Source organism: Mycobacterium sp. (assembly GCF_032161845.1).
GTDB lineage: Bacteria > Actinomycetota > Actinomycetes > Mycobacteriales > Mycobacteriaceae > Mycobacterium.
Genome location: NZ_JAVRQA010000552.1, coordinates 1 through 10,374 on the forward strand (window position 1 = coordinate 1; position 10,374 = coordinate 10,374).

The 10,374-nt window shown below is 67.0% G+C and carries 11 protein-coding genes and 1 pseudogene; 1 reads left to right on the plus strand and 11 read right to left on the minus strand.

The genetic code is table 11. The features are described 5' to 3' along the window. From QOD90_RS30810 to pdxR, 6 genes and pseudogenes are all read right to left on the minus strand, one after another. Positions 1 to 511: pseudogene (locus QOD90_RS30810) on the minus strand (arabinosyltransferase); the annotation flags it as partial. Between the two features lie 51 nt (positions 512 to 562). Further along, the gene (locus tag QOD90_RS30815; RefSeq protein ID WP_526356280.1) at positions 563 to 2,437 is read right to left on the minus strand and encodes an arabinofuranosyltransferase; all 1,875 of its coding nucleotides are present in this window, start codon (positions 2,435 to 2,437) and stop codon (positions 563 to 565) included. Between the two features lie 32 nt (positions 2,438 to 2,469). Beyond that, complete coding sequence (gene dprE2, locus QOD90_RS30820) at positions 2,470 to 3,252, minus strand: decaprenylphospho-beta-D-erythro-pentofuranosid-2-ulose 2-reductase (protein WP_526356282.1); 783 nt, start codon at positions 3,250 to 3,252, stop codon at positions 2,470 to 2,472. Next, on the minus strand, positions 3,253 to 4,614 hold the full coding sequence (gene dprE1, locus QOD90_RS30825; protein WP_526356284.1) for a decaprenylphosphoryl-beta-D-ribose oxidase: 1,362 nt from the start codon (positions 4,612 to 4,614) through the stop codon (positions 3,253 to 3,255). 19 nt (positions 4,615 to 4,633) lie between these two features. Then, positions 4,634 to 5,029 (minus strand): GtrA family protein, encoded by a 396-nt coding sequence (locus QOD90_RS30830; protein WP_526356298.1) that lies wholly within the window; start codon positions 5,027 to 5,029, stop codon positions 4,634 to 4,636. 47 nt (positions 5,030 to 5,076) lie between these two features. Beyond that, a complete protein-coding gene (gene pdxR, locus QOD90_RS30835) occupies positions 5,077 to 6,516 on the minus strand; it encodes a MocR-like pyridoxine biosynthesis transcription factor PdxR (protein WP_526356286.1) in 1,440 nt (479 codons plus the stop codon). Between the two features lie 49 nt (positions 6,517 to 6,565). Between pdxR and QOD90_RS30840 the strand changes: the two genes are divergently transcribed. Beyond that, complete coding sequence (locus QOD90_RS30840) at positions 6,566 to 7,036, plus strand: carboxymuconolactone decarboxylase family protein (RefSeq protein ID WP_526356288.1); 471 nt, start codon at positions 6,566 to 6,568, stop codon at positions 7,034 to 7,036. A gap of 94 nt (positions 7,037 to 7,130) precedes the next feature. On the opposite strand, the gene wzm is transcribed toward QOD90_RS30840, so the two are convergent. From wzm to QOD90_RS30865, 5 genes are all read right to left on the minus strand, one after another. Beyond that, positions 7,131 to 7,961 carry a galactan export ABC transporter permease subunit Wzm/RfbD gene (wzm, locus tag QOD90_RS30845; RefSeq protein ID WP_526356290.1) on the minus strand — a complete coding sequence of 277 codons (831 nt, stop codon included), beginning with the start codon at positions 7,959 to 7,961 and terminating at the stop codon, positions 7,131 to 7,133. Further along, the gene (gene glfT1, locus QOD90_RS30850; protein ID WP_526356292.1) at positions 7,958 to 8,851 is read right to left on the minus strand and encodes a galactofuranosyltransferase GlfT1; all 894 of its coding nucleotides are present in this window, start codon (positions 8,849 to 8,851) and stop codon (positions 7,958 to 7,960) included. Before glfT1 ends, wzm begins: the two co-directional genes overlap by 4 nt. Beyond that, positions 8,848 to 9,654, minus strand: coding sequence for a galactan export ABC transporter ATP-binding subunit Wzt/RfbE (gene wzt / locus QOD90_RS30855; protein ID WP_526356294.1), 807 nt, complete (start codon positions 9,652 to 9,654; stop codon positions 8,848 to 8,850). The genes glfT1 and wzt overlap by 4 nt, the downstream gene beginning before the upstream one ends. 2 nt (positions 9,655 to 9,656) lie before the next feature. After that, a complete protein-coding gene (locus QOD90_RS30860) occupies positions 9,657 to 10,127 on the minus strand; it encodes a proteasome activator (protein ID WP_526356300.1) in 471 nt (156 codons plus the stop codon). A gap of 63 nt (positions 10,128 to 10,190) precedes the next feature. Further along, on the minus strand, positions 10,191 to 10,374 hold a 184-nt coding region (locus QOD90_RS30865; RefSeq protein WP_526356296.1), incomplete at its 5' end, for a hypothetical protein.

Below are 10,374 nucleotides of genomic sequence, written 5' to 3' on the forward strand. Positions count from 1 at the left end.
CTCGGAGCGGGTCGCCTGGTTTGGCCTGCCCGTCGGCGTCAGGCCCCTCGACGAGTCCGACGAACTCGCCGGTGACCCTGTCGGCGTGCGCGGTGAACGTCAGCTGCTGGCAGGCGGGGCTGAGCACCTGGGCCAGCGGAGCACTGACGACCGGGGTGTTGCGCACGATCACCAGCAGGTCGGCGCCGACGCGCTCGATGAGTAGCCCGCGATCGACGGCTTTGGGCGCCTGTTTGGGGACGGTGGACAGCAGCACGGTCCGATTGGCGTTCTCGGCGCCCACCAGGCCTGCGGCGGCTCGGCACGGGATGCTCACCTTGAGGTCCGTCGCCACGTATCCGATGAGCGGCGCATCGACGCTCTGCATGACGCCGTTCTGCGGCCAGTTGAGCTGGGCGGTGGTCTGGGTGACCGGAAGGAACGGCGTGGCGATGGCCAGCAGGGATCCGAGCAAGCCGGCGACGATGGCGACGAGTCGCGCCGTCTTGTGGTTGGCCCCGGCACCTGTCACGGGGCTAGATGCTAGTTCCCCGCCTCGCGGTCCCTCACTCGTCACGGCGACTCACTTCCGGATCGCCAGGACGAAGGGCCCGATGTCGGACACGTCCCACCGCGGATCGTCGAACACGGCGGCGTCCAGCGCCACCTGGTAGCGGCGGACGTTGGGCTGATTCGGGTAGACGTCGCTGGCGAGCCTCAGCGTGTAGGTGTCGTTGGCGCCGTGCCGCATCAGGAAGACGGTCGGCGGCTGCCACGGCAGCGCGTCGAGTGCGGCGATGAACTGGTCGGGCTTGGTGATCGTGGCCCAGCCCTCGATGGCCGCCGACCGTTCCTTGAACTGTGCGAGCGGGTTGGCGTAGTGCGACGTCAGGCCTTGAAATCCGTAGTACGGGTAGTAGGCGAGGAAGCTGTAGTCCGCAGTCATCACGACGGTCTCGCGGCGCGGGCGCCCCGTCGCTTCGCTGATCTTGGTGTCGACCTCGCGGTAGTACTGCTCGGCGCCCGGTGGCCGACGATCAGCGCGTTGACCGCTGCCGTCGGTGTCGGTGTAGGCCACGACGATGTCGGGCCGCAGCACGTCGGGGATGTCCTGGGTGAACGTGACTGCCCCGATCGCGCCGATCGCCGCCCCCGCGGCAACGACCCGCCGACCCGTTCGCGGGGTGTATCTGGCGGCGATGGCCAGCGTGGTCTCGACGAAGCCGAATGCACCCGCCGCGACGAGGAGCACCGTCAGCGTGGGCTGCAGCCGGAAGGACAGCAGCGTGGTGCCCACCAGGGTGGTCAGCATCGACAGCAGTGACCATGCATAGACGGCGAGCACCCCCACCGCCAGCGCGCCTGCGCGGATCGAGCTGCGGGCACGGACGACCAGCCACAGCGTGCCGACCATGCAGAGGGCGCCGAGCAGGGTGAAGTCGAGCATCGGGAAGGTCAGCTGGGCGCCGTCGGCGGGCAGGTAGTGCTGGGCGGTGCCGGCGTCGGCGGGGGAGCCCCCCGAGGCGGCGAAGAAGTACGGCCCCCAGTGGATCGCCGCGAGCGCGCCGGAGATCGCCGCGATGAGGGCGACCCTCAGTAGCGGGTCCCAACTCCGCCGGGTAGCCGCCAGCAGCACCCCCATGATCGCGAGCGTGAACGCCGCGAAGCCGAAGAGCAGTGTGTAGAACAGCGCTGCCAGGCCGAGGAAGATGCCGACACCGACGATGGCCGCCCAACCCTGTCCGCCGCCTCCGCCGCTGCGTGCCTTGCCGCGCAGTCCCGACCACGCCAGCACGAGCACCGGCGGCAGCAGCACCGTGATGATCGCCGCGTACGGCTCGGCGGGGGCGTACGCGAGGGTGGCCGCGGCCGTCGCCGTCGACACCACCAGGGCGAGCTCGAAGCGAATCAGCGCCGTCCACAGCACCAGGGCGACGACGATCGCCACGGTGATCGACACGATCGACCAAGGCTTGAACATCTCCCAGGCGGGCGTACCGGTCAGGTCGGCGAGCCTGCCACCCAGCCAGAACCAGCCCGACGGGTAGTACGGCGGAAGGCCCAGATAGGTCATGTCGTGCGGCGCCGCGGTGTCGGCGAGTCGGGTCAGGTACTCGGTGCGGAACTGTTGGTCGACCGAGACGCCGAACAGATACAGCTTGGTGGCGCCAAGGGGCATCGCCAGCGTGACGGTCGACAGTGCCGAAAGGGATACCACGGAGACGATCCGGGCGATCAGCTGCCGGTTCGTACGCCACAGCCATCCCGCTGCGAAAAGGCCTACCAGGCAGACGAACTGGCCGACGGTCGTGAGCGCATGCAACTGGTTCGACGAGTTGAACGCGGGCCACTGGACCCGCGCGATGGCGACCAGCGAGACCGCTGACACGACGACCGCGACCGCCGCGGCTCCGAGCATGGCGGCCGCCGGTCGGCCGACTGCGCTGACGATCGTCATTCCCGGGTCGCTCCGCTCCAGCCCGCCGGAGGTCAGATCGGCAGCTTGCGGAAGATCGGCCGCGGCACGTGCCGCAGCACCATCATCACGTAGCGGAATGCTCCCGGGGCCCACACCAGGTCCTTGCCCTTGGCCGACGCCGTGACGGCGAGCTCGGCGACGTACTCCTTGTCGACGGTGAACGGCGCCTCCTTGGCGCCCGTCGCCTTCAAGTGCGCGATCGTCGTCGCCGTGCGCACCTGCCCGGGACGGATGACGAGCACGCGAACGCCGTACTCGCGCAATGCCTCTCCGAGGCCGAGGTAGAAGCCGTCGAGACCGGCCTTGGTCGAGCCGTACACGAAGTTGGAGCGTCGGACCCGCTCGCCGGCCGCCGAACTCATCGCGATGATGCGGCCAGAACCCTGGGCGCGCATCTTCTCGCCGACCAGCACACCCACGGAAACCGCTGCGGTGTAGTTGATCCCGGCGATCTGGACGGCCTTGCGCTGGTTCTGCCAGAGTTCCTCGGCGTCACCGAGCAGGCCGAACGCCACAATCGCCACGTCGATGTCGCCGTTGCTCCACGCCTTGTCGATCACCGCGGGGTGGTCGTCGCTCTGCACGCCGTCGAAGTCGATCCACTCCACGGACTTCGCGCCCGCTGCCGTCATCGCGGCGATGGCCTCGTCCTTGCGGGGATGGTTCGGCAGGTCGGCCAGTACCACCCGCGCGTGGCTGTCGCGGAGGTAGCGCTCGGTGATCGCCAGCCCGATCTCGGAGGTGCCGCCGAGGACCAGGATGGCCTGCGGATTGCCCACGCCGTCGAACACCATTTACAGCAACTCCAAACGTCGGGCCATGTCGGAGACGAACACGCCGTTCGGATCGACCTTGCGGCGCACCTTGATCCATTCGTCGATTCGCGGGTACATGGCGTGAAAGGTCTCCGCGGTGGTGCGGGAGTCCTTGGCGGTGTAGAGCCGGCCGCCGAATTCGAGGACTCGGCGATCAAGCTCGGTCAGCAGCTGGCCGATCCCCGACTTCGTCGGAAAGTCCATGGCGACGTTCCAGCCGGCCATCGGAAAGCTAAGCGGCGCTTGGTTTCCCGGTCCGAAGACCTTGAAGACGTTCAACGCCGAGTAGTGTCCGCTGCGTTGGATGTCACCGATGATGCGCTTGAACTCCTCGACCGCCGACAACGGGACCAGGAACTGATACTGCGCGAATCCGGCCGGTCCGTAGCCGCGGTTCCACTCGCCGAGCAGGTCGAGCGGATGGTAGAACTGCGTCAGATTCTGGACCTTGCCACGGTAGTGACCGCCCCTGCGGTAGTACAGCTCGCCGATGGTGCTCAGCGTCAGCTTGTTCATCAACCCGTTGGGAAAGACATCGGGCACCGTCATCAGTTGCGGCGCATCGAATTTCAGCGGGTTCTTGGCCAGCTTCTCTGGCAGCTCGTCGAGGCGCGCGAGACGTCCTCGGGTGATCGCCGCCCTTCCGAGCTTCGGCGGTGCGCTGATGGCGTCGAACCAGGCACTGGAGTAGGTGTAGTTGGCCTCGCTGCCGTCGCTGTGAAAGGCGACGGTCTCGTCGAGGTTCGCGGTGTTGTCGCCGTCGTTGATGAAGTACGCGGTCTCGGTCGGCGTCATGGAGATCGTGGCCCGGAGGATGATTCCGGTCAGGCCGTTTCCGGCCACGGTGGCCCAGAAGAGTTCGGCCTCGTCGCCGTCGGGGGTGAGATGGCGGATCTGGCCGTCCGCGGTGAGCAACTCCATCGAGCGGACGTGGTCACCGAAGCTTCCGTCGCTGTGGTGGTTCTTGCCGTGGATGTCGCAGGCGATGGCGCCGCCGATGGTGACTTGCCGGGTGCCCGGCAGCACCGGAACCCACAGTCCGAACGGAAGCGCGGCCTTCATCAGCTGATCGAGACTGACCCCGCCATCGACGTCGACGAGCCGGGTCTCGGCGCTGATCGAGTGGATCTTGTTCAGGGCCGTCATGTCGATGACGAGGCCGCCGCCGTTTTGCGCATTGTCACCGTAGGAGCGGCCCAGCCCACGCGCGATGACGCCGCGGCCGTCCGCCTTGGCGACGGCTTCGACGATGGCTTCGGGATCGGGGGTCGACAGCACCTGTGCGACGCTCGGCGCGGTGCGGCTCCAGCCCGTCAGCCGCTTGGGGGTGGTTGCAAACATCGTGACGAGGGTACCGCCCTCACTTGAGCTTGAAGATCACCGCGCGCTGCACCACGAAGTTGATGACCGTTGCGGTGCCCTGCGCGATGACGAACGCCACCGGCACGCGCCACGGCTTGTCGTCCCAGAGCGTGTAGAAGGCGTAGTTGATTCCGACCTGCACGGCGTAGGTGACGGCGTAGAGCCCGACGACCGCAATGAAGCGAGCCCTGCTGGGTGGCGCCTGGAAGGTCCAGCGGCGGTTGATCAGGTAGGCGGTCGTGGTGCCCGCGATGAAGCTCAGTGTCTTGGCAACGTTGACGTTGAGGCCGAGGTGAAGAAACAGCACGTAGAGCCCGAAGTCGACGATGGCGGACAACCCGCCGGTGACGACGAATCGCCAGGCCTGGGTCGTCAGGCTCAGGTTCGGCGACATCGGGGGCTCGGCCACGGGGGCAGCATAGTCAGACCGTTAGTGCGGGCTCAGTGGCTGGCGCCGGCCAGCACTGCGCACAGCGCGTCGACGGCCGCGGTGAACGCGTGCTCGGCGGGGGTGCCGAAGCTGACCACGATGCCGTCGGTGATGGGCGTTTCTCCTCCGGCGTCCGGATGCCGAAGGAGGCTGAGCCCCGACAGTGCGATGCCTTCCTCGCCCGCCCGTCGGATGACCTCGTGTTCGGTACCGTCCGGCAGGGTCAGCAGAAGGTGCAGGCCCGCTGACAGCCCGCTGATTCCGACGTCGAAGGGCCGCAGGGCCTCGATCAGGCGGTCGCGCCGACTCCGGTAGCTCAGCCGCATCCGCCGAATGTGCTTGTCGTAGCTGCCCTTTGCGATGAAGTCCGCCATGGTCAACTGCGCGATCACGTTGACGTAGAACTGCTGACCGCCCGAGGCGGTGAGTACCCGGTCGATCAGGTGGTCGGGCAGCGCCATCCACCCGAGGCGCAATGCCGGTGACAGACTCTTGCTCGCCGATCCGAGGTACACGACGCGATCGGGGTCGAGGCCCTGGACCGCCCCGACGGGTTGGCGGTCGTAGCGGAACTCGCCGTCGTAGTCGTCCTCGAGCAGGTAGCCATCGGTTCGGTAGGCCCAGTCGACCACCGCCTTGCGTCGCGCGGGAGACAGTGGCCCTCCGTGCGGGAAGTGGTGGGCAGGAGTGAGCAGAGCCGCGGACGCGGTGGTGCGATCGAGGTCGTCGACCATGGCACCGTGCTCGTCGACCCCGATCGGCGTCGTCGCCACGCCCATGGCGGCGAGCGCCTCCCGGAACAGGAACAGCCCGTACGCCTCGACCGCGATCGGCCCGCCGAACACCCTGGCGAGGATCTCGACGGCGTGCCGGGTGCCCGCACAGATCACGATGGACTCCGGGGAGGTCCGCACGCCACGGACCCGAGCGAGGTATTCGGCGAGCGCCTCGCGCAGTTCGACGCGGCCGCGGGGATCGCCCATTCGCAGTGCCTCGGTGGGCGCGGCCGACAGCGCCCGGCGGGTCGACGCCAGCCACGCGTCGCGGGGGAAGGCGGCCACGTCCGGTGAGCCAGGCATGAAGTTGTGCGTCGGCACGACGGGAGTGCCGCGGGGCTGGGTCGGCAGGGGGTTCGCCGCGGCGTCGACCACCCAGGTGCCCGCGCCCTGGCGGGATGCCAGCCAGCCCTCGGCGACCAGTTCGGCGTAGGCGTCGGCAACGGTGTTGCGGGCCAATCCGAGGTCGGACGCGAGCGTTCTCGAGGGTGGCAGCATCGTGCCCGATGCGAGCCGGCCGGATCGGACGGCGTTCCGCAGCGCGGTGATCAGCAGTTCTCGCGCGTTTCGAGCGCCGGGGGTGATGGCCTCCCGGAGGTCGAGATGCAGGTCTCGGGTCCCCGATGAGCGCTTGCGCGAAGAGCCGACTGCTGCCGAATTGGCCCATGAAGTCACTATCGAATTGAACCATGGAGACGGTTCTTTGGCCGCTAACGTGGTTCTCGTGACGCAAACACTGGAACACCCCACCGCCATTGACCGCCTCGAGATCTACAAGGTTTCGCCCGAGCTGTACGACGCGATGATGAAGCTGAGCACCGCAGCGGCCAAGGACGTCGACCCGACGATCGGCGAGCTGATCAAGATCCGCGCCTCGCAGATCAACCACTGTGCCTTCTGCCTCGACATGCACGTCGCCGATGCCCGCAAGCACGGGGAAACCGAGCAGCGGCTGGCCCTGGTCGCCGCGTGGGACGAGGCGGGCACGCTGTTCACCGCGCAGGAGCGGGCGGCGCTCGAGCTGACCGAGGCGATCACCGAACTCGACAAGGGCCACGTGCCCGACGAGGTCTACGCCAAGGCTGCCGCGGTCTTCACCGACAAGGAACTCGCTCAGGTGATCGCCATGGCCGTGACCATCAACGCCTGGAACCGGTTCAATGTCGCCACCCGGATGAAGGCCCCGCGCCGCTGATCGCATCTTCGCGAGATCGACGCCAGCGTCGTGACCGAGGCCGGTTCACGACGCTGGTGTCGATCTCGCGACGGGACCTACACCCAGTAGGGACCTATACCCAGTAGGGCACGCGGGCACGGTATTGCCGCATGGCGAACGCCGTGACGGTCCAGCCGACGATGGTCAACACGATGACCACCACCCAGTGCCGCAGCTCCTGGTCGGCGCCAAGCAGTGGGGCCCGCACGATGTCGACGTAGTGCAGCAGCGGGTTGAATTCGATGACCTTGGCCCACGTGCCTGCGCCCTGCTGCCGAAGCGTCTCGTCATTCCAGATGATCGGTGTCACGTAGAACAGCAGCTGCACCAGGCTGAACAACAGCGGGCTGATGTCGCGGTACCGGGTGGCCAGGATGCCGAAGCACAACGCCACCCACACGCAGTTCAGCGCGATCAGCGCGAGCGCCGGGATGAACGACAGGTCGGTCCACTTCCAGGGCTGCGGGAAGATGATCGCGATGATCACGAAGATGATGATGTTGTGGGCGAACAGGATGATCTGGCGCCACACCAGTCGATAGACGTGCACCGACAACGGTGTCGGAAGTTGTTTGATCAGGCCCTCGTTCGCGACGAAGACGTCGGCGCCCTCGAGGATCGAGGCGTTGATCAGGTTCCAGATGATCAGCCCAAGCGTGACGTAGGGCAGGTGCTCGGCCAGTGGCAGATGGAACAGCGTGGAGTACAAACCGCCAAGGGCGACGGCCATGGTGCCGGTGGCGATGGTGATCCAGATGGGCCCGAGCACCGAGCGCCGGTAGCGCTGCTTGATGTCTTGCCAGCCGAGGTGCAGCCACAGTTCGCGCCTGCCGAAGCCCGCGGTGAGATCGGCCCACGCGCGGGAAAAGGTCTTCGACTGCGCCGCCGCGTCGGTGAAGGTCATCTCGTAAACCTCTCGCGTCTACCCAAGCCGCGCAACCGAATCCACTCCTTGAAGCCGGCTGGGTCGCGGCGGGTCACCAGGAAGTACCACCCGAATCGCAGCCACTCCTGTGGCACCAGCCTTCGCAATCCGCGCTGCGCCTGCAGGTACCCCCGGTTGCGGTAGGTGAAGTACCGCTTCGTCTCATCCGAAGGGTACTGCGTGTGCATGCTGCCGCCGAGGATCGGCTTGAACTCGTCGGACCCCTGCGGGTGCAGGTAGACGGCCTCCAGGCACGTGCCGAACGGCAGACCGGACAGCACGAGCCTACGGTGCAGGTCCACCTCGTCGCCGCGGATGAAGAGCCGAATGTCCGGCACGCCAACGGACTCCACGGTGGCCGCTCGAAACAATGCCCCATTGAACAGCGACGCGATTCCTGGCAGTAGATCACCGGATCCGTCGGTGCGCAGTTCGGAAACCCGTCTGCGCCACCTCAGGCCGCGGCGCAGCGGGAAGGCCAGGCGGGTGGGGTCGTCGAAATCGCACACCATCGGCGATACCTCGGCCAGCGAATGCCTTGCCGCACAGGCCAACAGCGTGCCGAGCACATCGGAGTCCGCTGGCCTGCCGTCGTCGTCGGCCAACCAGATCCAGTCCACGCCGAGGGCCAACGCGTTGAGCATCCCGAGCGCGAAGCCTCCGGCTCCGCCGAGGTTGCGTCTTGAGCCGACGTAGGTAGTCGGGATGGGTTGGGCGGCAACCAGTTCCCGCACGCCGCTGTCGTCGTCGTTGTCGACGACGATCAGGTGGTCAGGAGCCCGTACCTGGCCGGTGACGGCCTGCAGGGACAGTGCCAGTTCGGCGACGCGCCGGTGGGTGACGACGACGGCGCAGACGGTTTCACTCATGGTCCGCTGTTCTCGCGTGCGTTCTCCTCGAGGATCTCGTGCACGTGGTGGGCGGCGTCGTCACCCTCGTAGGCGCGCACCACGTCCTCGATACCGCCGGTCATCTTGATGGTGCCGTGGTCGATCCACATCGCCGTCTTGCACAACCGGGCGAGGAATTCGTTTGAATGACTGGCGAATACGAGGATGCCCGAGCGCGCCACCAGTTCCTGCAGTCGGGTGCGGGCCTTCTTGAGGAAGTCGGCGTCCACCGCGCCGATGCCCTCGTCGAGTAACAGGATCTCGGGGTCGATGCTGGTGACGACGCCCAACGCCAGACGCACCCGCATACCTGCCGAATAGGTGCGCAGCGGCATCGACAGATAGTCGCCGAGTTCGGTGAACTCGGCGATCTCGTCGACCTTGGCGGCCATCTGCTTGCGTGTTTGCCCGAGGAACATCCCGCGGATGACGATGTTCTCGAAACCCGAGATCTCCGGGTCCATTCCCACGCCGAGGTCGAAGACCGGCGCCACCCGACCGCGGACGGTCGCAGACCCGCGGGTCGGTTCGTAGATGCCCGACAGCAGCCGCAGCAGCGTCGACTTCCCTGCGCCGTTGTGCCCGACCAGACCGACACGGTCGCCCATCTCCAGCGACATCGTGATGTCGCGGAGGGCCTCGATGACGACGACGTTCGACTCGTTGCGGCCGATCGTTCCGCCCGCCTTGCCGAGGAAGGCCTTCTTCAGCGATCGGGACTTGGCGTCGAAGATCGGAAACTCGACCCAGGCATTCTGGGTATGGATGTGCGGATCGGACACAGCTAGAGGTACTGCCCGGTCCCGGGGCTGGACGGCCCACGCTGCCCCGGTACGCCGCCGACCCCCGGCGGCAACTGACGCATCTGCTCGAGCTGTGCGCGCGCCGCCATCTGCTGGGCGAACAGCGCCGTCTGGATGCCGTGGAAGAGGCCCTCGAGCCAGCCGACGAGCTGAGCCTGCGCGATCCGCAGTTCGGCGTCCGAAGGCAGGGTGTCATCGCTGAAGGGCAGGGCGAGCCGCTCGAGTTCCTCACGCAGCTCTGGGGCCAGACCCTCTTCCAGCTCGCGGACGCTGCGGTGGTGGATCTCGCGGAGCCGCCCCCGGCTGGCGTCGTCGAGCGGTGCCGCGCGCACCTCCTCGAGCAACTGCTTGATCATGGTGCCGATCCTCATCACCTTGGCCGGCTGCTCGACGAGGTCGGTCAGCGACTTGCCGTCGGCGTCGTTCCCCATCTCGGAGTCCATTGTCGGCATGTCACCGAGGATCTCGATGTCCTCGACGTTGTGATCGTCGGCGCTACTGGTCATCGTTCTTGACTACTTTCCCTGCCACTCATCGATCTGGGCCCGACCGTTGTCGTAGATCTGCTTCCAGGACTTCGACTTGCCTAGCGACACTAGTCCGTCGGGCATGACGAACCCGCGCACCACCGTTCTGCTGGTGATGACGTACCGGATGTTGAGTGCGCGGACGGCCTCGGCAACGCGGGGATCGGTGTCG